This is a genomic window from Pseudomonas sp. GV047, assembly GCF_003058245.1.
Taxonomy (GTDB): domain Bacteria; phylum Pseudomonadota; class Gammaproteobacteria; order Pseudomonadales; family Pseudomonadaceae; genus Aquipseudomonas; species Aquipseudomonas marginalis.
In genome coordinates, this window is sequence record NZ_QCWA01000008.1 from 124,905 (window position 1) to 148,528 (window position 23,624).

Below are 23,624 nucleotides of genomic sequence, written 5' to 3' on the forward strand. Positions count from 1 at the left end.
TAAAATGCAGATCAAAGTGTGGGAGGGGGCCAGCCCCCTCCCACATTTTGTTTCGCGTTGGCTGTTAAACGGTTTTGGCCATCCGGCCTGCCAGCAACGCCCAACCAAACAGCGCCAGGCACACGATGATCAGCGGCCACGAGCGCCATTGCAGGTACGGCGTCAGGTTGTGCATCGGCACCACTTCGCCGTAGAGAATGCCGCGTTCGAACTGCGGGATCTGCACGGTGATCTGCCCAAACGGGTTGATCAACCCGGTCACGCCATTATTGGTGGCGCGGATCATCCAGCGGCCAGCCTCCAGCGCACGCATCTGCGCCATTTGCAGGTGCTGCAAGGGGCCGATGGAGCGGCCGAACCAGGTGTCATTGCTGATGGTCAGCAGCAGGTCGCTCTGGGCTGAAAGGCCGGCGGCGAACTCCGGGTATACCACTTCGTAGCAAATGAACGGCGCAATCTGATAGCCCTTGGCTTGCAGCATCGGCTGGTCGGCAGGGCCCCGGGCGAAGTCCGACATGGGCAGGTCGAAGAAGGCAATCAGGCCGCGCAGCATGTCCTGCAGCGGCACGTACTCGCCAAACGGCACCAGTTTCTGCTTGAGGTAGGTGCCGTCACCTTCACCCACCACGGTGATGCCGTTGAAGTAGCGCTTCTGGTGATGCACTTCCTGGCGTATCGGCACGCCAGTGATCAACGCGGTGTGCCGGTCGGCCGCAAACTTGCCCATCATTCCCAGGTAGCCCTCGACGGACTCCTTGAGCACCGGCACCGCCGTTTCCGGCCACACTAGCAGGTCGACCGGCTTGGAGCTGAAGCTCATGTCGCGGTACAGCGCGAGCTGCGCATTGAGCTGCTCGGGGTCCCACTTCATGCTTTGTTCGACGTTACCCTGAATCGCGGCAACGCTCAGCGGCGCGCCGGACGGCGTGGTCCAGGCATGATGCTTGAGCGCCAGGCCGATGGCCCAGGGCGCTACCAGCAACACCAGGCCGGCGCCGATAAACCCATTGCGTTTGCCGGCCAGCAGGCGCGGCAGGTTGCACAGCAGGGCGGCCGTCAGCGCCAGGGCAAAGGAAATCAGCCACATCCCGCCCACTGGCGCCAGGCCGGTTAGCGGGCCGTCGAGCTGGCTGTAACCGGAATACAACCATGGGAATCCGGTGAGGAACCAGCCGCGAAAGGCTTCCTGGCCGACCCACAACGCGGCAAACGTGAGCGCATCCGCCAACGGCGCTTCATTGCGGCGCAACCAGCGCGCCCACAGCCAGGCGGGCAGTGCGAAGAACCAGGCAATGGCGGCGGTGAACAGCAGCATCAGGAACCCCGCCAGCAGCACCGAAGCGCCGCCGAAGTGGTGGATGCTGTAGTAGATCCAGCTGGTGCCGGCGCCAAACAGGCCGAACCCGAAGCACCAGCCACGGCCCAGGGCCTGGCGCGGCGTCAGCTCCCGCAGCCCGACATAGAACAATCCGACCGCAACCAGTGCAAATGGCCACAGGTCGAACGGCGCCAGCGCCAGGGTGGTGATGGCGCCGGCCACCACGGCCAGCAGATTACCGGGCCAGCCGGGGCGGGTCAGACGGCGCATATCAATCCTTAGCGGGCAATAGGTGTCAGGCGGATCAAGTGGATGCGGCGGCTGTCGGCATTCAGGATGCGGAAGCGATAGGCGCCGATCTCGGTGGTTTCGTTACGCTTGGGCAGGTGCCCGAACGCACTCATCACCAGGCCACCGACGGTGTCGAACTCGTCGTCGGAGAATTCGCTGTCGAAGAACTCGTTGAAGTTCTCGATCGGCGTCAGCGCCTTGACCAGGAAGTCACCGCTGGGCAGCGGCTTGATATAGCTGTCTTCTTCGACGTCGTGTTCGTCTTCGATGTCGCCGACGATCTGTTCCAGCACGTCTTCGATGGTCACCAGGCCCGCCACGCCGCCGTATTCGTCGATCACAATGGCCATGTGATTGTGGTTGGCGCGAAATTCGCGCAGCAGCACATTCAGGCGCTTGGATTCAGGCACGAAGGTGGCCGGACGCAGCAAGTCCTTGATGTTGAAGCTGTCACCGTTCTCCTTGAGGATCAGCGGCAGCAGGTCCTTGGCCAGCAGGACACCCATGACGTCGTCATGGCTTTCGCCGATCACCGGGTAGCGCGAGTGCGCCGAGTCGATCACGGCCGGGAGGAATTCCCGTGGGGTCTGGGTCGCCTTGATGCTGATCATCTGCGAGCGTGGGACCATGATGTCCCGAACCTGCAGGTCAGCCACCTGGATGGCGCCTTCGACGATGGCCAGCGCTTCGCTGTCCAGCAACTTGTTCTGGTGGGCCTCGCGCAGCAGCTCCAGCAGCTCCTGGCGGTTTTTCGGCTCGTGGGCAAAAGCCTGGGTCAGTTTACCCAGCCATGACTTTTGCCCGTTGCTCGATCGGTCTTCGCTCATAGCGATTACTCTAAATCCTTTGATGTGACAGTTGAGTGTTGATCAGTTTTCGTCGTCTGCATATGGATCCGGGTGACCCAATTCTGCAAGCAACGTTCGTTCCAGTGCTTCCATTTCCTCGGCTTCTTCATCGTCTATATGGTCGTAACCCAAGAGATGCAAGCAGCCGTGGATGACTAGATGGGCCCAGTGAGCCTCAAGTTCCTTGCCTTGTTCCTTCGCTTCACGCTCGACCACCTCGACGCAGATCACCAGGTCGCCCAGCAGGGGGATATCCAGCAACTCATCGGGTACGTCGGCGGGAAACGACAGCACGTTGGTCGCGTAGTCCTTCTGGCGCCAGGTGTGGTTCAGCTCGCGGCCCTCGGGCTCGTCCACCAGGCGGATGGTCAGTTCCGAGTCGGCGCTGCGCTGGCGCAGGGCCAGGGCGCACCATTGACGGAACTGTTCTTCGCTGGGGGCGGGCGCTTCGGTGGCCAGTTGCAGGTCAAGCTCAAGCATCGCGGCGAACGTCCTTGGCTGGTGCGTCATCGCGGTGGTCGAAGCGCTCGTAGGCTTCGACAATGCGCTGCACCAGCGGATGGCGGACCACGTCCTTGGGCATGAAGTGCGTGAAGCTGATACCCGGCACGTCCTTGAGCACCTCAATCACCTGGGCCAGGCCGGACTTGGTGCCCTTGGGCAGGTCGACCTGGGTGACGTCACCGGTGATCACGGCGGTGGAGCCGAAACCGATCCGGGTGAGGAACATCTTCATCTGCTCGACGGTGGTGTTCTGGCTTTCGTCGAGGATGATGAAGCTGTTGTTCAAGGTGCGGCCGCGCATGTAGGCCAGCGGGGCGATCTCGATCACCTGGCGCTCGATCAGCTTGGCCACGTATTCAAAGCCGAGCATCTCGTACAGCGCGTCGTAGAGCGGGCGCAGGTACGGGTCGATCTTCTGGGCCAGGTCGCCGGGCAGGAAGCCGAGTTTTTCACCGGCCTCGACCGCTGGGCGCACCAGCAGGATACGGCGTACTTGCTCACGCTCCAGGGCGTCGACCGCACAGGCCACGGCCAGGTAGGTCTTGCCGGTACCGGCGGGGCCGATGCCGAAGTTGATGTCGTTGCCGAGGATTTCCTTGACGTAGCGCTGCTGATTCAAGCCGCGCGGGCGAATCATGCCTTTTTTGGTGCGCAGGGCCACGCTGGCTTCGGCCACCGGGTTGTTGGCCAGGTCTTCCACGGCGGATTCCTGCAGGTACAGGTGCACCGTTTCCGGCGACAGCTCGCTACCCTTGGTTTCACGGTAGAGGCGGCGCAGCAGGTTTTCTGCAGACGTGGTGTGTTGGGGTTCACCAATAAGCTCGAACTGATTGCCGCGATTGCGGATCTCGATGCTCAGGCGTTGCTCGATCAGGCGCAGGTGCTCGTCGAACTGTCCGCACAGGTTGGCGAAACGGCGAGCCTCAAAGGGCTCGAGGAGAAAACGATGGGGTTCTGCTATGGGTGCGTTCAAGGTTGCTTTTAGCCGCCCTTTGGCTGTTTAGGTGAAAGAGAGGATAACGCCAGTGACGCGGGTACGAAAGCACTTACGTCATTGGAATGTTGCACGGTTCCAATGTGGGAGGGGGCTTGTCCCCCTCTCACCTTTATTGCACCAGCGAGCCGCGCAGCGAGTGCGGTTGCGCCGCATCGATATGCACGTCGGCAAACTGACCGATCAATGTCGGATTATCGCAACGGAAGTTGACGATCCGGTTGTTCTCGGTACGGCCCTGCAATTCACCAGGGTCTTTTTTCGAGTAGTCGGTGACCAGGATGCGCTGGATCGAACCGACCATTTGTCGGCTGATCTCAAAACCCTGCTGGTTGAGGCGATGTTGCAGCGCGTTCAAGCGCTCTTTTTTCAGCGCTTCCGGGGTTTCGTCCAGCAGGTCCGCCGCCGGGGTGCCGGGGCGCTGGCTGTAGACGAACGAGTAGGAGAAGTCGAAACCGACGTCTTCGATCAGCTTCATGGTCTGCTGGAAGTCTTTCTCGGTTTCGCCGGGGAAGCCGACGATAAAGTCCGAACTGATGCAGATGCCCGGCACCGCTGCACGCAATTTGCGCAGTTTGGATTTGTATTCCAGGGCGGTGTGGTTGCGTTTCATCGCCGAGAGGATGCGGTCCGAGCCCGACTGCACCGGCAAGTGCAGGTGCTTGACCAGTTCCGGCACGTCGGCATGGGCCTGGATCAGGCTGTCGGAGAATTCCAGCGGGTGCGAAGTGGTGTAGCGAATGCGCTCGATGCCATCCACCGCGGCGACCACGCGGATCAACTCCGCCAGGTCAGCCAGGCGCCCGTCGTGGGTCAGGCCGCGATAGCCGTTGACGTTCTGGCCCAGCAGGGTCACCTCGCGGACGCCGTTTTCGGCCAGGTGGATGATTTCTGCGAGCACGTCGTCAAACGGCCGGCTGACTTCTTCACCACGGGTGTAGGGCACCACACAGAAGGTGCAGTACTTGCTGCAGCCTTCCATCACCGACACGTAGGCGCTCGGCCCATCGATGCGCGGTTCGGGCAGGTGGTCGAATTTTTCGATTTCCGGGAACGAGACGTCGACCTGGGGCAGCTTGGTGATGCGCGCGGCGTCGATCATTTCCGGCAGGCGGTGCAGGGTCTGTGGGCCGAAGACCACGTCGACATACGGCGCACGGTCGCGGATCGCGGCGCCTTCCTGGCTGGCCACGCAACCGCCGACGGCGATCACCATGTCCGGGTTGGCCAGCTTCAATTCGCGCCAGCGGCCCAGCTGCGAGTACACACGGTCCTGGGCCCGCTCGCGGATCGAGCAGGTATTGAGCAGGATCACGTCGGCATCTTCGGCGCGGGCGGTGACTTCCAGGGCCTGGTGTTCACCCAGCAGGTCGACCATGCGCGAGCTGTCGTACTCGTTCATCTGGCAACCGTGGGTTTCGATATAAAGCTTCTTGGCCATGGGAATCGTCAACTGGTGGTAAAGAACCGCGCATTATAGGGGTCATGCCCATCGGTTCCTAGCACTGTGCATCGGGTGCCATGCTATAGTTCGCGCCCTCTTTTATATCCCCCATGTGTTCCTCACCCACCATGACCAAACGTGAAGCTCCAATCTATAAGGTGATTTTCCTCAACCAGGGCCAGGTGTTCGAAATGTACGCCAAGCAGATCTATCAAAGTGATCTGTGGGGTTTCCTGGAAGTGGAAGAGTTCGTCTTTGGCGAGCGCACACAGCTGGTCGTCGACCCGGGCGAGGAAAAGCTCAAGGCCCAGTTCGAAGGCGTGGTGCGCAGTTTTGTGCCGATGCATTCGATCGTGCGCATCGACGAAGTCGAGCGCCTGGGCACGCCGAAAATCAGCGAAGCCCGGGGCATGAGCAATGTCATGCCGTTTCCGATGCCGATGCCTGAGAAATAGGCTGGGTGTCAGGGCAGGGGTGAGAAGGGCGAGCGCCCATCGGCACTCTGCAGCTCCAGCAGGTAGTTGCGGAAAATCTGCCCCAGGACCTGGGTGGCCACTTCCAATTCATCGCGTTGCATGTGCTCGGCGACTTCGTCGGCGGTGTCCAGCGCGTCTTCGGCGCCGTTGACCGCGGCCATTTTCAGCACGATATAGGCCTGGACGTTATTGGCCGGCACGCCTTCGCCTTTGAAGAACATGGTGCCCAACTGGAATTGCGCCTGGGCGTGGCCCTGCAGCGAGGCTTTCTCGAAGTAGCTCAAGGCTTTGTTGAGGTCACGGGCCGGGTTCTTGCTGTCGTGGTAGTACTCGCCCAACTCGTATTGCGCCTGCGCATCCCCATCGTCGGCCTGTTTCTGACACGCGCTCAGGGCTTCGGCCTGGCTGTCCGGCTGGGTATTGAGGGTGCAACGACCCATCGCTGGGATTAACAACGAGTTGCCGCCTGCCTGGGCTTGTGCCAGCAGCGGCTGAAGGAGCAACAGGCAGCCCAGTACCAGGGTGCGGCCGGTGCGTTTCATGGGAATCGACTTACCTCTGACGGGGCGCGCGGATCCTCTCGGGATCCAATAAGCGCGCATTATGAAATAAGCAGGCCTCTGCTTACAAAGTCTTTACTCGTTTTTCTGCTGCTTGGGCAAGTTATCTGCCGGATTGCAGGTAAATTCTCGGAAAAATAAGGAAATCCCTGTAGGCAAAGTAGCAAATCTGACGCCGCCCACAGCGACGTCAGGTTTTTGCTCCGGCTTATTTCAGGGCGGCGAAGGCGCGCTCGGCGGCATCCAGAGTCAGTTTCAGCTCGGCATCGCCATGGGCGATCGAGGTGAAGCCGGCTTCGAAGGCACTCGGCGCCAGGTACACGCCGCCCTCCAGCATCAGGTGGAAGAAGCGCTTGAACAGGTCGGCATCGCTGCCCATCACATCATCAAAGGTGACGATGTCATCGGCACCGCTGAAGTACAGGCCAAACATGCCGCCTGCTTGCGTGGTCACGAACGGGATACCGGCGGCATCGGCGCGCTGTTGCAGGCCGTCCAGCAGGCGGGTGGTGTAGTCGGTCAGCTCGGCGTGGAAGCCCGGGCGGCTGATCAGGCGCAGGGTGGTCAGGCCGGCCGCCATGGCCAGCGGGTTACCCGAGAGTGTGCCGGCCTGGTACACCGGGCCCAGCGGCGCGATGTGCTGCATGATCTCGCGCTTGCCGCCGAAGCAGCCCACGGGCATGCCGCCACCGATGATCTTGCCGAACGTGCTCAGGTCCGGCGTGACGCCGTAGTGCGCCTGGGCACCGCCGAGGGCAACGCGGAAGCCGGTCATCACTTCGTCGAAAATCAGCACCACGCCGTGCTTGTCGCACTGTTCGCGCAGGCCTTCCAGAAATCCTGGGGCGGGCGGCACGCAGTTCATGTTGCCGGCCACCGGCTCGACGATGATGCACGCCACATCCTGGCCGACTTCGCTGAGCATCTGCTCGACGGCGCCGATGTCGTTGAACGGCAGGGTCAGGGTGTGTTTGGCGAACGCTGCCGGTACGCCGGCCGAGCTGGGTACGCCTTGGGTCAGCGCGCCGGAACCGGCTTTGACCAGCAGGCTATCGGAATGGCCGTGGTAGCAGCCTTCGAACTTGATGATGCTGTCGCGGCCGGTGAAACCACGGGCCAGGCGAATCGCACTCATGGTGGCTTCGGTGCCGGAGCTGACCATGCGCACCATCTCCATCGACGGCACGATGCTGCAGACCAGATCGGCCATCTCGGTTTCCATGGCGGTCGGTGCGCCGTAGGACAGGCCGTGTTCCAGCTGCCTGCGCACGGCGTCCAGCACGTCGGGGTGGCTGTGGCCGAGGATCATCGGGCCCCAGGAGCCGACGTAATCCACGTAGCGCTTGTCATCTTCGTCGGTGACGTAGGCGCCTTCGGCATGCTTGAAGAACAACGGCGTGCCGCCCACGCTTTTGAACGCACGCACGGGGGAATTCACACCGCCGGGGATGTGTTTCTGGGCATTGGCAAACAGGGTTTCGGAACGAGACATGGTGAGGGCTCTCTGAATTCAGGATTTGATGAGTTCGTTGAAGGCGCGGGCGCGGCGCGTGACTTCCTGGGTACTGTCGGCACCGAACAGGCCGTGGACCACGGCCAGCAGGTCGGCACCCTGGGCCACCAGCGGTGCGGCGTTTTCCAGGGTGATGCCGCCGATCACGCAGATCGGCACATGCAGGCGCTTGCGGGCCTCGGCGAGCATTTCAAGGGTGGCGGCCGGAGCACCCGGCTTGGTGTTGGAATTGAAGAAGCGGCCGAAGGCGACATAACTGGCGCCTTCCTTCGCCGCCTGTTCGGCCAGTTCGATCTGGCCGTGGCAGGTGGCGCCGATGATCGCCTTGGAGCCGAGCAGCGCACGGGCCGGCGTCAGTGGGCCGTCGGTCTGGCCCAGATGCACGCCGACGCCCAGGCGGGCGGCCAGGTCGAAGTCATCATTGATAATAAGCTGGGTCTTGTAGCGCGAGCACAGCTCCCGCAGTTTTTCCGCTTCGCGCAGGCGCCGGGCTTCGTCGCTGCTTTTGTCGCGGTACTGCAGCAGGGTCACGCCACCGTCCAATGCCGCTTCGACGTAGGCGAGGAACTTGCCGGCCAACAGTTGGCTGTCGGTAATGGCGTAAAGGCCACGTAGTTTCATCGGGCAGGCCCCTTGCTGTTAAGAGCAGATAGTTACGAGCAGAAATCCAGCGGCAGCCGGCGCGGTACGAACTGGCCCTGGCCGAGTTGTTCGGCGTCACGCAGGGTGCGCCAAGTGTAGTTAAGTGCCGACTGCACCGCACTCACCAGCCCTTCGCCCTGGGCGATCCGTCCGGCCAGGGCGCTGGCCAGGGTGCAGCCCGAACCGTGATAGCTGCCGGGCAGGCGCTGGCAGGTAAAGGTCTGGCGCGTGCCATCGCGGCTGTAGAGGCGGTTGTGCACTTCGTGCTCATCGCCATGGCCGCCGGTGATCAACAGGTGCTTGATAAACGGCAACAGCTTCGCGGCGCATTCGTCGGCGGTGCCCTCGGGCAGTTCGGCGAGGATGCGGGCTTCAGGCAGGTTCGGCGTGGCGATCAGCGACAACGGCAGCAGCCGCTCGCGCATGGCGTAGCCGACTTCGTCCTTGCCCAGGCTGCCACCGCCGCCGGCGCGCAGCACCGGGTCGCACACCACCGGCAGGTGCGGGTGCGCCTGCAGCAGTTCGACCACGGTGTCGACCATCGCGGTGGAGCCGAGCATGCCCAGCTTGACCGCCGCCACGTCGGAGTCACCGAGGACGGCATTGGCCTGGGCCAGTACCCACTCACGGTCCAGTACGCGGAAATCGCTGACATTGACGGTGTTCTGCACGGTCAGGGCAGTGACGGCCGGGGCCGCATGGCAGCCTTGGGCGAGGAGGGCTTCGATATCTGCCTGCAAGCCGGCGCCACCACTGGGATCATGGCCGGAGAGACAGAGGACAACGGGGCGAGAGCTGTAGATATTCATGGTGCGCGAGCTTACCACCAAACGCTTTTGGCGGGGCCTTCGGGCGATGGTTGAATGTTGTCGCGCGAACGCCGCTTTTTTGGCGTGTGCTCGGCTGTGAAAACGCTCTGAAAGCCTTGTTCTAGAGCCTTTCAAAAAATTATTTCAATGGTGTCCAATGGCCTTTGGCGGCTATGCTAAAGTGGATTCAAACAACTTAACTGTACCGCCGGTGTACGTCTTCTCAAAAGGAATGGGGGGCTTTTGACATAACCGGACAGGCCACGCTGGGGCTCGCATGCGCTATTTGCTGATCTTATTGTTGTGCGGGCTACCGATGCTCGCCAGCGCCATCGAGTTCAACCAGGACACCCGAAGCCTGCCGCTGGGCCGAGCCATGCAAGTGCTCGAAGACCCCACCGATGCCCTCACCATCGCCGAAGTAAGTTCTCCCGCCTACGCTGCTCAATTCAAGCACCATGACAAAGCCACCCTCAACGCCGGCTATTCGCGCTCGGTGTTCTGGCTCAAGGTCGACCTGCATTACGTGGCCAGGGACCCCCGTGCCCCCCGCACCTGGTTCCTGGAGTTGGCTTACCCGCCGCTGAATCATCTGGACCTGTACCAGAACGATGGCACCGGCAACTATCGGCTGGCCGGCCGTACCGGCAGTGCGCTGCCTTTTTCCAGCCGTGAGGTCAGCCAGAGCAACTACCTGTTCAAGCTCAATTTCGTGCCCGACCAGCAGCAAACGCTCTACCTGCGCCTGCAAAGCGAGGGCTCGATCCAGGCGCCGTTGACGCTCTGGGCCGGCACCGCTTACCTGGAGCAACAACCGCTGCGCCTGTCGGTGCTGGGGGTGATCTATGGCGTATTGCTGGGGATGCTGGTCTACAACCTGTTCATCTACCTGAGCGTGCGCGACACCAGCTACCTGTACTACATCCTCTACATCGCCTCGTTTGGCCTGTACCAACTGTCGGTCAATGGCGTGGCGGTGCAGTACTTCTGGCCGAACAACCCGTGGTGGGCGAATGCGGCGGTGCCGTTGCTGATCGGTTCGGCGGCGCTGTTCGGCAGCCTGTTCGCCCGCAGCTTCCTGCATACCGCGCAGCACAGCCGCTGGCTCAACCGGCTCTTGCTGGCACTGGCGGTGTGCGGCGGCGCAGTGATGGCGCTGGCGCTGCTGACCAGCTATGCCCTGGCCTTGCGCCTGGCGACCGGCCTGGCGCTGGTATTCACCGTGACCATCTTCGTCGCCGCCATCAAGGCCTGGTACTGCGGCCAGCGGGTGGCGCGGTATTTCATCATCGCCTGGTCGGCGTTCCTGCTGGGTGGCGTGGTGAACACGCTGATGGTGCTGGGCTACTTGCCCAATGTGTTCCTCACCATGTACGCCAGCCAGATCGGCTCGGCAATTGAAGTGGCGCTGTTATCCCTGGCCCTCGCCGACCGTATCAATGCCATGCGTGAGCAGCAGGCACAGATCCTGTTCGATGCCAGCCAGAAGCTCGAAGTGCTCAACCAGCAACTGGCCCGCAGCAACCGTCTCAAGGATGAATTCCTCGCGACGCTGACCCACGAACTGCGCACGCCCATGAACGGTGTGATCGGCTCCCTTGAGCTGATGCAAACGGTGCCGCTGGACGACGACCTGGCGCAGTACCAGCAAACGGCCGCCGGTTCGGCACGGGACATGATGCGCATGGTCAACGGCATCCTCACCCTCACCGAATTGCAGGCCGGGCGCCTGAGTGCCCAGCCTCGGGTGTTCAGCCTGCGCGGCGTGCTCGACACCTTGCGCCAGCAATTCAACACCAGCGCCCAAGGCAAAGGCCTGGCATTTTCCATCGATGTGGCCGATGAGCTGCCGGACCGTGTGGTGGGCGACGCCGACAAACTGCTCCAGTGCCTGGATTGCCTGTTGGACAATGCGTTCAAGTTCACCCGCGAAGGTTCCGTGCGCCTGCGGGTGGTGGGTGTGCCTCACAGTGATGGCGACGTGCGCCTGAGCTTCATTGTGACCGACACCGGTATTGGCTTCGCCTTCCTTGACGAGGCGACCTTGTACCAGCGCTTTTTCCAACTCGATGGCTCCATGACCCGCGAATACGGCGGCCTGGGCATCGGCCTGGCCATCTGCCGGCAATTGATCGAGCTGTTGGGCGGGCGCCTTACCCATCATTCCGAGCCGCACAAGGGCAGCCGCTTCCAGCTGGACGTGAACGTCAGCCCGGTGCCGATCGAGGCAAAACCGGCGCCCGGCCGGCAACGCGCGCCCCAGGATTGCGCGGTATTGCTGGTGGATGACAACAGCGTCGGCCAGTTGGCGGTGCGCGGCATGTTGCTCAAGCTGGGTTACCGGGTGAAAACCGTGGACAGTGGCCCGGCGGCGTTGGCGGCCTTGCAGGGGCAAAGCTTCGACGCGGTCTTGCTGGATGTGCCCGAAGGCGGCTTCTCGTTGTGTTGTCAGATTCGTGCACTGCCGGGCTGCGGTGAATTGCCGGTGATCGCCTTGAGTACGTCGCTGCACACGTCCGAGCGCGAGCGCAGCCATGGCATCGGCATCACCGATCGCCTGGCCAAGCCGGTGCGCTTCGAGGCGCTGCAGGCGGTACTGGAGCGCCACCTGTTGAGCGCGCTCGAGGGCGAAAGCGCCGGGCATTCGGCGGGTATGCCACTTTTTTAACCTGGATGACGGTGCTTAACTGAAAAAACCGGCCTCAATCGATCTGCGCCTTTATGGGTAGGTGCGCATTCGACAGGGCCTTTTTCCAGGAGGCCTGTCATGAACCTGCATCAGTTCGCCGAAACCCACGACGTCACCAACCAGCCGCCCTCCCTGGACGGCACCAACCTGTACCGCATCGACGCGCCCCTGCAAGACTGGTCGCGACGCTTTGGCGCCGGCTGGGCGCAGGCGCGCATCGATGCGTACGGGGCGTTGGCCGGCGGGCCGCTGATGGCGGCCGGGTTCCTGGCCAACCAGAACAAACCGGTGTTCAGCAGCCATGACCGGTATGGGCATCGCATCGACCTGGTGGAGTTTCACCCGGCCTACCACGAGCTGATGGGCACCGCGGTCGAGCATGGCCTGCCGTCGCTGCCGTGGGCCCATCCACAGTCCGGTGCCCATGTGGCGCGTGCGGCCATGACCTACCTGCACAGCCAGGCTGAGGCCGGCACCGGCTGCCCACTGACCATGACCTTCGCTTGCGTCCCGGCCCTGCGCTTGCAACCGGACCTGGCGCAGACCTGGCTGCCGAAAATCCTCAGCACCCACTATGACCCGCGCAATGTCGGCATTGCCCACAAGGCCGGTGCAACCATCGGCATGGCCATGACCGAGAAGCAGGGTGGCACCGACGTGCGTGCCAACACCACCCGCGCCTATCCGGTGGGCGCCGGCGGGCCCGGGCAAGCCTATGAACTGGTCGGTCACAAGTGGTTCTGCTCCGCGCCGATGTGCGATGCCTTCCTGACCCTGGCCCAGACCGACAAAGGCCTGACCTGTTTCCTGCTGCCCCGGCACCGCCCGGATGACACCCGCAACGAGTTCTATATCCAGCGCCTGAAAAACAAATTGGGCAACTGCTCCAATGCGTCCAGTGAAGTGGAGTTTCGTGGGGCCCTGGCCTGGATGATCGGTGAAGAGGGGCGTGGCGTGCCCACCATTATCGAGATGGTTGCCATGACCCGCTTCGATTGCATGGTGGGTTCCAGTGCCTTGATGCGCCAGGCGCTGACCCAGGCCAGCCATCACTGTGCTCATCGCCGGGTCGGTGGCCGTGTGCTCAGCGAGCAGCCGCTGATGCAAAACGTGCTGGCCGACCTCGCCCTGGAAAGCGAAGCCTCGCTGGCCTTGAGCATGCGCATGGGCTGCGCCCTGGACAACCTGGGCGATGAGCGGGAAGCCAAGTTCGCTCGGCTGGTGACGGCGGTGGGCAAGTATTGGATCTGCAAGCGCGCCCCGGCGATGATCAACGAAGCCGCCGAATGCATGGGCGGCGCGGGCTACGTGGAGGACAGCATCCTGCCGCGCCTGTACCGTGAAGCGCCGGTGAATTCGACATGGGAAGGTTCCGGCAATGTGCAATGCCTGGACGTGCTGCGCGCACTCTCCAAGGAGCTCGGCGTGCTGGAAGCGCTGTTTGTCGAACTCGGTGACGGGCATGGCGATAAGCAGCTGGCACGGCATATCGAACACCTGAAGTCGGCGTTCATGGACACCCAGGACATCCAGTACCGCGCACGGCAGTTGACCGAGGATATTGCCGTGGCGCTACAGGCCAAGTTGCTGCTGGAGGCCGGTCATGCGGCGGTCAGCGATGGTTTTATCGCCAGCCGTTTGGGCCAGTCGTCTGGCCGCGTCTACGGCACCTTGCCGCGTGGCGTCGATGTCGGGGCCATCGTCGCGCGCTCAAGTCCCAATGTCTCTGAATAAACACGGTCCACATGTGGGAGGGGGCTTGCAGCCATCTTGAGAGGCACTCCAATTCAAGGTTTGCGTCTGACAGGGATACAGGCAAGATAAAGGCCTGCAAGTCAGAACACAGGATGCTTACCGTGACCGAAGCTTTTGTTGTCGTTCAAACCGCCGAAGAGGCCGTGGATCGGCTGGCGGCCCTGCATGAGCGGGCTACCGGCGCGCTCAATCAAGCCCTCAAGCAATACCTCAAGGACCGCGTCGAACCCGACGCCGAACAACGCGCGCTGTTTCGCTACCCGGAACTGCGCCTGACTTACCACTGCCACGGCGAAGTCCCACAGACTACCCGGGCGTATGCCAAGGTCCAGTTACCCGGGACCTACAGCGTAACCGTCACGCATCCGGCGGCGTTCCGTAAGTATTTGCTGGAACAACTGGTGCCGCTGATGCACGACTTCACCGTGACCGTGGAAGTGGGCGTCAGCCAGCAGAACATTCCTTATCCGTACGTGGTGGAGCAGGGCGACGAACTGGCCGGCTCCGGAGTGACCGCAGCGACCTTGGCGCGCGTGTTCCCCAGCACCGACCTGTCGGCCGCCACCGATGGCATCGCCGATGGCCTCTACGACTGGGAAAACACCGACCCGCTGCCCCTGGCGCTGTTCGATGCGGCGCGCGTGGACTTTTCCCTGCGTCGGCTGGTGCATTACACCGGCAGCGACTGGCGCCATGTGCAGCCGTGGATCCTGCTGACCAACTACCACCGCTATGTCGACCAGTTCATCCTGCATGGCCTGGAACAACTGCGCAGCGACCCGCGTTTTATCCGCATGGTGCTGCCGGGCAACGTCATCATCGACAAGAGCATGGACCACGGCGAAGCCTCGGCGATTGCCGCCGGCGTAGTGTGGCACCGCTACCAGATGCCGGCCTATCACCTGCAGGCCAGCGATGGCCACGGCGTGACTCTGGTGAACATCGGTGTCGGCCCGTCCAACGCCAAGAACATCACCGACCACCTGGCGGTGCTGCGTCCGCATTGCTGGCTGATGATTGGCCACTGTGGCGGCCTGCGCCAATCCCAGACCATCGGCGACTACGTACTGGCCCACGCCTATATGCGCCGCGATGGGATTCTCGACCGGGTGGTACCGCCGAACATCCCGATCCCCGCCCTGGCCGAAGTGCAGATGGCCTTGCAGCAGGCGGCGGCGAATGTCACCGGTGAGAAAGGCGAAGAACTGAAAAAACGCCTGCGTACCGGCACCGTGCTGACCTACGACGACCGCAACTGGGAACTGCGCTGGGCCCAGGAGCGGCCGTTGATCAACCTGTCCCGCGCCGTGGCGGTGGACATGGAAAGCGGCACCATCGCCGCCCAGGGCTACCGCTTGCGCGTACCCTACGGCACCTTGCTGTGTGTGTCGGACAAGCCGCTGCACAGCGAGATCAAGCTGCCGGGTTCGGCCAACGCGTTCTACGAACGTGCGGTCAGCCAGCACTTGAAGATCGGCATCGAGGCGGTGGACCTGTTGCGCACCGAACTCAACTCGTTGCACTCGCGCAAACTGCGCAGCTTCGACGAGCCGCCGTTCCGCTAAGCGGTTGGGATGGTCATTTAGCGGTCAGGCCACTAGCATTGTCGGTCCTGACCGTTAGATGTTCCTTTGCCATGTCCCGTCCCACCCGTCCCGATTCGCGCCGCCCTGGCGTGAAACCTCCGTATTCTGCCGCGCGCCGTGTCGCCAAGGCGCCGCCGGCCGAGCCGAAGTTGGTGCTGTTCAATAAACCCTTCGATGTGCTGACCCAGTTCAGCGACGAAGGCGGGCGCGCGACGCTCAAGGACTTTATCGACATCCCCGGCATCTACCCGGCAGGCCGCCTGGACCGTGACAGCGAAGGCCTGTTGCTGCTGACCAACGACGGCCAGTTGCAGGCGCGTATTGCCGATCCCAAGCACAAGCTGGCGAAAACCTACTGGGTGCAGGTGGAAGGCGAACCCACCGAAGCATTGCTGCAACGCCTGCGTGACGGGGTGGAACTCAACGACGGCAAAACCTTGCCCGCCGAGGCCCGGCGTCTGGATGAACCGGCGTTATGGCCGCGCAACCCGCCGGTGCGCTTTCGCAAAAACCTACCGACGTACTGGCTTGAACTGGTGATTCGAGAGGGGCGTAACCGCCAGGTTCGGCGCATGACCGCCGCCGTGGGCCTGCCGACCTTGCGCCTGGTGCGGGTGCGTATTGGCGATTGGACAATCGACGGCCTGGACCAAGGCCAATGGAAGGAAGTGCCGGCGCGTTTATAAAGCGCCGGATTCGATCAGGCCGATCACCACGCTCTTGATGATGAACGCGGCCACGCCCAGGCCCAGTACGAAAAACAGGATGAACGAACCAAAGCGCCCGGCCTTGGATTTTTTCGCCAGGTCCCAGACGATAAAGCCCATGAAAATGATCAGGATAGTGACCAGGCCGGTCATCATCCATTCTTCGAACAGGGCGGGGTCGATGTTGTTCATGGGCTCTTCCAACGGGGCAGGCGGCAAGTATACGGCAGCGTTACAGGCGCAACATTGACCTGCGTCGGTGCGTCGCACGCAGACTTCACTGTTGAAACACAGGCCAAATGTGGGAGGGGGCTTGCCCCCCGATAGCGGTGTGTCAGGCTGTGTATCTGGTGACTGATACTCCATCGGGGGCAAGCCCCCTCCGACATTTGATCTTCATTGTTCAGGAGATCAGGTGCGCAGGTGGGTCAGCGGCAGCTCGGTGCTGTTGAGCACCTGGTTGAGCACAAAGCTCGAGCGCACGCTGGTCACGCCTTCGATCCGGGTGAGGTGGCCCAGCAGCAGTTTCTGATAGTGGTCCATGTCCGGCACCACCACTTTCAACTGATAGTCCGCATCCATCCCCGTCACCAAGCTGCATTCCAGCACCTGGGGCAGGGTGCGGATGGCTGCTTCGAAGTTCTCGAAACGCTCGGGGGTGTGGCGGTCCATGCCGATCAGCACATAGGCGGTGAGGCTCAGGCCGAGCATCTTGCGGTCGAGCAGGGCGACCTGGCGTGCGATGTAGCCGTCGTCCTCCAACTGCTTGACCCGGCGCGAGCAGGGCGAAGGCGACAGGCCGATACGCTCGGCCAACTCCTGGTTGGAGATCCTCGCGTCGCGCTGCAATTCCGCCAAAATACTCAGGTCGTATCGGTCAAGCTTGCTCATTGGGTTGGCCTTTGTCGTAACTATTGCGGTGAATTATCCATGAAGGGTTAAAAATTGCGCAAGCACTGTTTATTGACGCAATCTTCGCAATCATCTGCCCGGCGCTGGCCTGTATCGTTATCAACAGAATCACCGCCTGGACAACAGTCCACAGCAGCTCGCCCAATCAGGCTGGCTGCGGCCGCCACCCCAGCAGGGTCGAGCCGGCCTCCAGGCTGCACACTGTCCACAAGACGGCGTGAGGTGAGCCAACGTCAAAAGCGTTGAGCATGGACGAAGTTCTCAAGGGGTGGCCGACGGGTCACCCCTTTTCTTTTGCCTTAAGAAAATTGTTCCTGTGACTGATAACCTGTCTCAGAACCGGGCGGGGCTTTTCCAGTCTCATCTATGAGGCCGGACCTTCCAGGCCCTTATCCGCAGTGAGGAATAGCATGAAGCGCATCTGGCATATGGCAGGTGTAGGTTTGCTGATGGTCACCGTCGGCACGCAAGTGATGGCCGACGAGCCGCGCCCTGAGGGTGGCGGCCAGCATGAAAGAGGGCCGGAGGGTAACGAACAGCCGCGCCCGCAGAATAACCAGCCGCGTCCACAGAACAATCAACCCCGGCCGGAAAATAATCAGCCACGTCCACAGAACCCGCATTTTGATCGCGCCGAGCAACCGCCCCACGGTGGCGGGCAGTGGCAAGGTCGCCCGCAAGGTGCCGAACAGCCTCGGCCAGCCCCGCAGCCTGCGAACAACCTGCCGATCCAGAGTCGCCCCGATACCGTGCGCCAGACCCAGGAACCGCGTCAGGGTTACTATCGTGACATTCCTCGACGCAACGACGACAACCGCAATTGGGAGGCCGGCGGCCCAGGTTCGCGGCCTGGCTACAACGGGCATCCCAACGATAACCGCTGGCCAGGTCGCCCCGACGGCCATGGCAACGGCTGGGGCCCCGGCCCCCAGTATCGGCCTGGCTATGTCGTCGACCGCTTCCCCGACCGCAACTACCGGGTGCCGTACCGTGGCCAGGATTACTTCTTCTCTGGCGGCTACTGGTACCGCCCCCAAGGCCCGCGCTATGTGGTCGTGGCGCCGCCGTATGGCATCCGCGTGCATTACCTGCCGGACTATGCGCGCGAAGTGTGGGTAGGTGGCTCGCTGCTGTTCCTGGCCGCTGGCGCCTACTACGCCTACGAACAAAGCACCCAGCAATACGTAGTGGTACAACCGCCGACGCAAGTGCCGGCACCGCAGCCAGCACCCCAAGGCAATGGCTATGACGTGGTGGCCTATCCCGCCAACGGGCAGTCACCGGCGCAAGTGCAGCAGGACGGTTACGACTGTTATCGCTGGGCGGTGCAACAAAGCGGCTTCGACCCGCAGGCGGTCACCTACGCGCCTGACCCGGCGGTGGTGCAAACCTACCGCCAGGCCCAGGGCAACTGCCTGAGCAGTCGCGGGTATCAGGTGCAGTACTAGGCCTTGGCGCCCGTGACCACTTCCCGTGGGTCGGCGTGCACCAGCACTTCGGCGCGCGGGTAGGCTGCGTGAATGGCATCGGCGGCCTGGTCGCTGATGCCGTGGGCCACTGACAGCGTCAGCTCCCCCGGCAGTTCCAGGTGCAACTGCACGAACCAGTGGTTGCCGGAGATGCGCGTGCGCAGGTCATGGGCACCCAACACCCCCGGTACGCTTCGCGCCAGTTCTAGCATGTGCTGGCTGACGTCCGGCGGCAGTTCCTCGTCCATCAACACCGCAAAGCTTTCCCTGGCGATCTGGATCGCGCTCCACAAAATGTAGGCGGCGATGCCCAGGCCGAACCAGGCGTCGACCTGATGAAAGCCCATGCCCGCCAGCACCAGCGCCACCAGGATGCTGCCGTTGAGCAGCAGGTCCGAGCGGTAGTGCAACGAGTCCGCCCGCACGGCATTGGAGCCGGTTTCGCGCACAACCCGGTGTTGCAGCATCAGCAGCGCCACGGTCAGTGCCAGGGAAAACACGATCACCCCAATGCTCAGCCACGGCGCGCCGACCGGTTCCGGATGCTGCAGGCGCTCGTAGGCCTGCAAGGCGATCAACACCGCACTGCCACCAATGAACAACGCCTGGGCCATGCCCGCCAGCGACTCCGCCTTGCCATGGCCGTAACGGTGATCGTCATCGGCAGGGCGCAGGGCGTAATGCACGGCCAGCAGGTTCAGCAGCGAGGTCACGCCATCGAGCAGTGAATCGGTCAACCCGGCGAGCATGCTCACCGAGCCGCTGAGCCACCAGGCGATGGCCTTTGTAACGATCAGCGCACAGGCCACACCCACCGAGGCGCGGGTGGCCAGGCGCAATAGCCGGGCGTGTTCGGGACTGCTGGTCATAAACGATCCTTAGGCGGCGGGTTGCAGGCCCAGGAGCGCAAGTTGTTGCACGCTGCCCTTGAACTGGATCATGCGTGGGTCGTCCAGCGGCAGGGTGCGGCCGGTTTCCTTCTGGATGATGCTTTGCAGCTTGGCGTTGTCGACCTTGCCGTCGGCGCCGATGGCTTCGTGGAGTTTTTCCGGGTCAACCTGGGCAGTCTTGCCGGGTTCGAAATAGATCGCGCCCGTGGCGAAGTCGACGCCGAACGCGATCAGGCCAGGGATCACGTAGAACAACAGGCCCACGGCATCGAGCACGGCAATGGTCGGGTCGATCTTGCCATCGATCTGGCCACGGCGGTCGGGGTAGAAAATCGACCCGCAGGCGGTGAGTTGGCTCAGCAGGGTGACGGCGAGGACACCGCCGATGACACGGGAAGCGATACGCATGGAGACTCTCCTGAACACGGTTGATACGGGACTATATAGCACTGCCATTGAGACCAGCGTCGGCATCCGGCAGTTCGCCGTTATACTCGCCGCTCTGCTTTGGAGCCAGTATGAATTCGTTGCCGATCGATGATGTTTTACCCGCCCTGCGTGACGCCTTGGCGAATCGCCATGAAGCCGTGCTGGAAGCGCCGCCCGGCGCCGGTAAAACCACCCGCGTGCCCTTGGCCTTGTTGAATGAGCCCTGGCTGGCCGGGCAGACCATCCTGATGCTCGAACCCCGGCGCCTGGCCGCCCGCGCCGCCGCGGAACGCCTGGCCAGCGAACTGGGGGAGAAAGTCGGTGAAACCGTCGGCTATCGCATCCGTCTCGACAGCAAGGTCGGGCCCAACACGCGCATCGAAGTGGTCACCGAAGGCATCCTCACCCGTCGTTTGCAGGACGATCCGGCACTGGACGGTGTCGGTCTGCTGATCTTCGACGAATTCCACGAGCGCAGCCTCGACGCCGACCTGGCACTGGCCCTGAGCCTGAACGGCCGCGACCTGTTTCGCGACGAGCAACCGCTGAAAATCCTGCTGATGTCCGCCACCCTCGAAGGCGAGCGCCTCGCCAGCCTGCTGGATGACGCGCCGATCCTGCGCAGCGAGGGGCGCATGTTCCCGGTGCAGATGCGCTGGGGGCGGCCGTACCAGGCCGGTGAATTCATCGAGCCGCGCGTGGTGCAAACCATTCTCGAAGCCCTGCACGATGAAACCGGCAGCGTGCTGGTGTTCCTGCCGGGCCAGGCGGAAATTCGCCGGGTCAACCAGCAACTGGCCGACGCCCTGGGGCACAGCCCTGACGTGTTGCTCTGCCCGCTGCATGGCGAGCTGGACCTCAACGCCCAGCGTGCGGCCATCGATCCGGCACCGGCCGGTAAACGCAAAGTGGTGCTCGCCACCAACATCGCCGAGACCAGCCTGACCATCAACGGCGTGCGTGTGGTGATCGATGCCGGGTTGGCGCGGGTGCCGCGTTTCGACCCCGGCAGCGGCATGACCCGCCTCGATACTCAGCGCATCTCCCGCGCCAGCGCTACCCAGCGTGCGGGCCGGGCCGGGCGCTTGGAGCCGGGGGTATGTTATCGGTTGTGGTCCGAAGACCAGCATGAAGGGCTGGCCGCGTATGGCAGTGCGGAAATCCTCGCCGCCGACCTCGCCGGCCTGGCCTTGCAACTGGCACGCTGGGGCGTCACGCCCCCACAGCTCGTGTGGCTCGATGTGCCACCCACCGCCGCCTATGCCCAGGCCCAGGATTTGCTGGTGCGCCTCGGGGCCTTGAATGACGAAAAACTCACGGCACATGGCCAGAAGATGGCCGAGCTGCCGGCCCATCCACGTATCGCCCATTTGTTGCTGCGCGGGCAGGACCTGGGGCTGGCGGCCACGGCCTGTGATGTCGCGGCACTGTTGGGCGAGCGCGATATTTTGCGCGGCGGCGGCGCGGATTTGCACAGCCGCCTGGCGCTGATGTCCGGTGAAGAGCGTGCGCGCGGTACTCAAGGCGGCGTGCAACGCGCCAAGCAACTGGCGCGGCAATACCGTGGCTATTTGAGAGGCCAGGCGACCCGGCCGGTGGCCGACCCCGACCACCCGCGCTGGCTCGGCGCCTTGCTGGCGCTGGCCTACCCGGACCGTGTCGCCCAGCAACGTCGCCCCGGAAGTGCCGAATATCGCCTGGCCAATGGCCGCGCGGCATTATTCGCCGAGGCCGACAGCCTGATGAAACAGCCATGGCTGGTGATCGCCGACCTCGGCAGCCGCCAGGGCCAGCGTGAAGAACGTATTTATCTGGCGGCGGACTTCGATCCGGCGCTGTTCGACACGGTCCTCGCCGAACAAGTGCGCAACGTCGATCAACTGGACTGGGATGAGCGCGAAGGCGTGCTGCGCGCCGAACGCCAGCGCAAAGTCGGTGAACTGGTGCTCAGCCGCGAACCGCTCACCGGCCTCGACGAAGCCGCGCGCGGCCAGGCGCTGGTCAACCTGGTGCGGCGCAAAGGCCTGGAGCTGCTGCCCTGGACCCCGGAGCTGCGCCAATGGCAATCTCGCGTCCTGCTGCTGCGCCAGTTGGACGCCGGCAACACCAGCGAATGGCCCGACGTCAGCGACAGCGCCTTGCTCGCCAGCCTGGAGCACTGGCTGATGCCCTACCTGGGCAAAGTCTCGCGGCTGAGTCACTTCGCCAACCTGGATATTTCCAGCTACTTGCACAACCTGCTGCCCTGGCCGCTGCCCCAGCGCCTGGACGAGCTGGCGCCGCAGCATGTGAAGGTGCCATCGGGTTCATCGGTGCGGTTGGACTACAGCGAACAGCCGCCGATCCTGGCGGTGCGCTTGCAGGAACTGTTCGGCCTGGCCGACACCCCGCGCATTGCCGGCGGGCGCCAGGTGGTGAAGTTGCACCTGTTGTCCCCGGCACGGCGGCCGGTGCAGGTGACCCAGGATCTTGCGAACTTCTGGCGCAGTACCTACGCCGAAGTGAAGAAGGATCTGAAGGGCAGGTATCCCAAGCATTACTGGCCGGATGATCCGCTGATAGCCGAGCCGACCGCGCGGATCAAACCCCGGAAGTCGTAACGCCAAAGATCCAAATGTGGGAGGGAGCAAGTCGAATCGTCGCACCGCCCCTCCCACATTAATCTTGTTGTGTGGGTTATTGCGCGGCGGGCAGCAGGAACCGTGCAATCACCGGCAGATGGTTGGAAATACGCAACGTATCCTCCTGCCGTACATTCGCCTCCACCCGCTTGATCCGTGGGCTGTAGAACAGGTAATCGACGGTGCGATCCGGGCCATCGATGCTCGGGTCATTGGGAAAGTACGTCAGCCATTTCTCACGATCAATCCCGCTGGATTGGCTGTTGCTCGGGATCATCGGGTACTTGTCCCACAGTAAATGCAGCTCACTGTCCGGCGAATACTGCCCGCGCTTACCCGCCTCCAAACGCAGGAACTGCCCCAGGGGCAGCAGGTTGAAATCCCCGCCGATCAGCCAGGGCGTGCCACGGCCTTCGAACTTGTCCAGCAGCTTCACCGTCGTTTGCACCTGTTCCTGCACCGCACTGCGCCCCGGCGCGTCGCCGTCCAGGCGGGTGTTGAGCACCGCCAGTTGGCCGCCATCGCTCAGGGGCAGGTAGGTCAACAGCAAGGCCGGCTTGGGTTGGAACTGGCGGCTGATGATATTGGCCTCGGGCGCCGGCAATTGCAGGCGTTCGGCGTGTTCGATCTGGTAGCGGCTCAGGGTCGCCAGCTTGCGGCCGACGCTGCCGAAGATATGCCGGTCGGGCACGAAGTCGGCTTTCCAGTCGAAGGCCTGGGCGCTGCACGGGTAGAGGTCGACCAGGCGCTCCTGCAAAAGCGTCAGCTGGTCCTGGTAGTGGGAAGGCTTGGCGTTTTCGTCGAGTTCCTGCAACAGCAGGATGTCGGGTTGTTCATCGCGAACCACCCGCGCCACTTCGTCGAGGCTGGCGGCCATGTCCTCTACGGTGGGGCGGTCGTCCGGGCCGCTGCCGTCGGCGGTGTCGTACCAGAACACGTAGTTCTTGCCGGCCAGGTATTGCACGTTCCAGGTCATGACCTTGAGCGCCTGCCCGGGCAACAGGGTTGGCGCACGGGGCGCGACGCAGCTGACGGGCAGGGTTTCCTTGGCGGCGGGGCGCCAGGTCAGGCTGTAGATCAGGGCCGTCAGCAGGCCTGCGACGATCAGCAGGCCCAGCAGGGTGATGCGCAATAAACGGGTCATCGGCTCGGCTTATGGCGTTTCAG

General features: G+C 63.0%; 21 protein-coding genes. 7 read left to right on the top strand and 14 right to left on the bottom strand.

Annotated elements, in window-relative coordinates; genetic code table 11:
• Positions 1-64: 64 nt before the first annotated feature.
• From lnt to miaB, 5 genes are all read right to left on the bottom strand, one after another.
• Positions 65-1,588 (bottom strand): apolipoprotein N-acyltransferase, encoded by a 1,524-nt coding sequence (lnt, locus tag C8K58_RS21305; protein ID WP_027605249.1) that lies wholly within the window; start codon positions 1,586-1,588, stop codon positions 65-67.
• 8 nt (positions 1,589-1,596) lie between these two features.
• Positions 1,597-2,436, bottom strand: coding sequence for an HlyC/CorC family transporter (locus C8K58_RS21310; RefSeq protein ID WP_005791724.1), 840 nt, complete (start codon positions 2,434-2,436; stop codon positions 1,597-1,599).
• Between the two features lie 42 nt (positions 2,437-2,478).
• Positions 2,479-2,937 carry an rRNA maturation RNase YbeY gene (ybeY, locus tag C8K58_RS21315; RefSeq protein WP_027605250.1) on the bottom strand — a complete coding sequence of 153 codons (459 nt, stop codon included), beginning with the start codon at positions 2,935-2,937 and terminating at the stop codon, positions 2,479-2,481.
• Positions 2,930-3,934 (bottom strand): PhoH family protein, encoded by a 1,005-nt coding sequence (locus tag C8K58_RS21320; protein WP_053138073.1) that lies wholly within the window; start codon positions 3,932-3,934, stop codon positions 2,930-2,932. The genes ybeY and C8K58_RS21320 overlap by 8 nt, the downstream gene beginning before the upstream one ends.
• Before the next feature lie 133 nt (positions 3,935-4,067).
• A complete protein-coding gene (miaB, locus tag C8K58_RS21325; protein WP_027605252.1) occupies positions 4,068-5,396 on the bottom strand; it encodes a tRNA (N6-isopentenyl adenosine(37)-C2)-methylthiotransferase MiaB in 1,329 nt (442 codons plus the stop codon).
• A 131-nt stretch (positions 5,397-5,527) separates the two neighbouring features.
• Here miaB and C8K58_RS21330 point away from each other — a divergent pair, with 131 nt between their 5' ends.
• Entirely contained in the window at positions 5,528-5,854 is a 327-nt protein-coding gene (locus tag C8K58_RS21330; protein WP_003215457.1) for a DUF1820 family protein, read from the top strand.
• An 8-nt stretch (positions 5,855-5,862) separates the two neighbouring features.
• On the opposite strand, the gene C8K58_RS21335 is transcribed toward C8K58_RS21330, so the two are convergent.
• The 4 genes from C8K58_RS21335 to C8K58_RS21350 form a co-directional block, all read right to left on the bottom strand.
• Positions 5,863-6,417: a tetratricopeptide repeat protein gene (locus C8K58_RS21335; RefSeq protein WP_027605258.1), complete on the bottom strand. Its 555-nt coding sequence runs from the start codon at positions 6,415-6,417 to the stop codon at positions 5,863-5,865.
• Between the two features lie 226 nt (positions 6,418-6,643).
• On the bottom strand, positions 6,644-7,927 hold the full coding sequence (gene hemL, locus C8K58_RS21340) for a glutamate-1-semialdehyde 2,1-aminomutase (protein ID WP_108574253.1): 1,284 nt from the start codon (positions 7,925-7,927) through the stop codon (positions 6,644-6,646).
• Between the two features lie 18 nt (positions 7,928-7,945).
• On the bottom strand, positions 7,946-8,569 hold the full coding sequence (gene thiE / locus C8K58_RS21345; protein WP_108574254.1) for a thiamine phosphate synthase: 624 nt from the start codon (positions 8,567-8,569) through the stop codon (positions 7,946-7,948).
• A gap of 32 nt (positions 8,570-8,601) precedes the next feature.
• Positions 8,602-9,399 carry a hydroxymethylpyrimidine/phosphomethylpyrimidine kinase gene (locus C8K58_RS21350; RefSeq protein ID WP_108574255.1) on the bottom strand — a complete coding sequence of 266 codons (798 nt, stop codon included), beginning with the start codon at positions 9,397-9,399 and terminating at the stop codon, positions 8,602-8,604.
• Between the two features lie 277 nt (positions 9,400-9,676).
• Here C8K58_RS21350 and C8K58_RS21355 point away from each other — a divergent pair, with 277 nt between their 5' ends.
• The 4 genes from C8K58_RS21355 (at position 9,677) to C8K58_RS21370 (ending at position 16,115) form a co-directional block, all read left to right on the top strand.
• On the top strand, positions 9,677-12,067 hold the full coding sequence (locus C8K58_RS21355; RefSeq protein ID WP_108574256.1) for a hybrid sensor histidine kinase/response regulator: 2,391 nt from the start codon (positions 9,677-9,679) through the stop codon (positions 12,065-12,067).
• A gap of 99 nt (positions 12,068-12,166) precedes the next feature.
• Positions 12,167-13,822 (top strand): acyl-CoA dehydrogenase family protein, encoded by a 1,656-nt coding sequence (locus C8K58_RS21360; RefSeq protein ID WP_108574257.1) that lies wholly within the window; start codon positions 12,167-12,169, stop codon positions 13,820-13,822.
• A gap of 113 nt (positions 13,823-13,935) precedes the next feature.
• Complete coding sequence (gene amn / locus C8K58_RS21365; RefSeq protein WP_024077553.1) at positions 13,936-15,408, top strand: AMP nucleosidase; 1,473 nt, start codon at positions 13,936-13,938, stop codon at positions 15,406-15,408.
• Positions 15,409-15,479: 71 nt separating this feature from the next.
• The gene (locus C8K58_RS21370; RefSeq protein ID WP_027605265.1) at positions 15,480-16,115 is read left to right on the top strand and encodes a pseudouridine synthase; all 636 of its coding nucleotides are present in this window, start codon (positions 15,480-15,482) and stop codon (positions 16,113-16,115) included.
• Here the strand turns inward: C8K58_RS21370 and C8K58_RS21375 are convergent.
• Positions 16,110-16,319, bottom strand: coding sequence for a DUF2788 domain-containing protein (locus tag C8K58_RS21375; RefSeq protein WP_025999909.1), 210 nt, complete (start codon positions 16,317-16,319; stop codon positions 16,110-16,112). The genes C8K58_RS21370 and C8K58_RS21375 overlap by 6 nt on opposite strands.
• 228 nt (positions 16,320-16,547) lie before the next feature.
• The gene (locus C8K58_RS21380) at positions 16,548-17,027 is read right to left on the bottom strand and encodes an Lrp/AsnC family transcriptional regulator (protein ID WP_003194418.1); all 480 of its coding nucleotides are present in this window, start codon (positions 17,025-17,027) and stop codon (positions 16,548-16,550) included.
• A gap of 431 nt (positions 17,028-17,458) precedes the next feature.
• On the opposite strand from C8K58_RS21380, the gene C8K58_RS21385 reads away from it, so the two are divergent.
• Positions 17,459-18,496, top strand: a complete 1,038-nt coding sequence (locus tag C8K58_RS21385; RefSeq protein WP_092358234.1) for a DUF6515 family protein — start codon at positions 17,459-17,461, stop codon at positions 18,494-18,496.
• Here C8K58_RS21385 and C8K58_RS21390 read toward each other — a convergent pair.
• Positions 18,493-19,386, bottom strand: coding sequence for a cation diffusion facilitator family transporter (locus C8K58_RS21390; RefSeq protein ID WP_098480884.1), 894 nt, complete (start codon positions 19,384-19,386; stop codon positions 18,493-18,495). The two genes, C8K58_RS21385 and C8K58_RS21390, sit on opposite strands and share 4 nt — an antisense overlap.
• Positions 19,387-19,395: 9 nt before the next feature.
• Positions 19,396-19,815 carry a hypothetical protein gene (locus tag C8K58_RS21395; RefSeq protein WP_027605268.1) on the bottom strand — a complete coding sequence of 140 codons (420 nt, stop codon included), beginning with the start codon at positions 19,813-19,815 and terminating at the stop codon, positions 19,396-19,398.
• A gap of 110 nt (positions 19,816-19,925) precedes the next feature.
• Here C8K58_RS21395 and hrpB point away from each other — a divergent pair, with 110 nt between their 5' ends.
• Positions 19,926-22,436, top strand: coding sequence for an ATP-dependent helicase HrpB (hrpB, locus tag C8K58_RS21400; protein ID WP_108574258.1), 2,511 nt, complete (start codon positions 19,926-19,928; stop codon positions 22,434-22,436).
• 76 nt (positions 22,437-22,512) lie between these two features.
• Here hrpB and C8K58_RS21405 read toward each other — a convergent pair whose 3' ends face one another.
• Positions 22,513-23,601, bottom strand: coding sequence for an endonuclease/exonuclease/phosphatase family protein (locus C8K58_RS21405; RefSeq protein ID WP_027605270.1), 1,089 nt, complete (start codon positions 23,599-23,601; stop codon positions 22,513-22,515).
• Between the last annotated feature and the right edge of the window lie 23 nt (positions 23,602-23,624).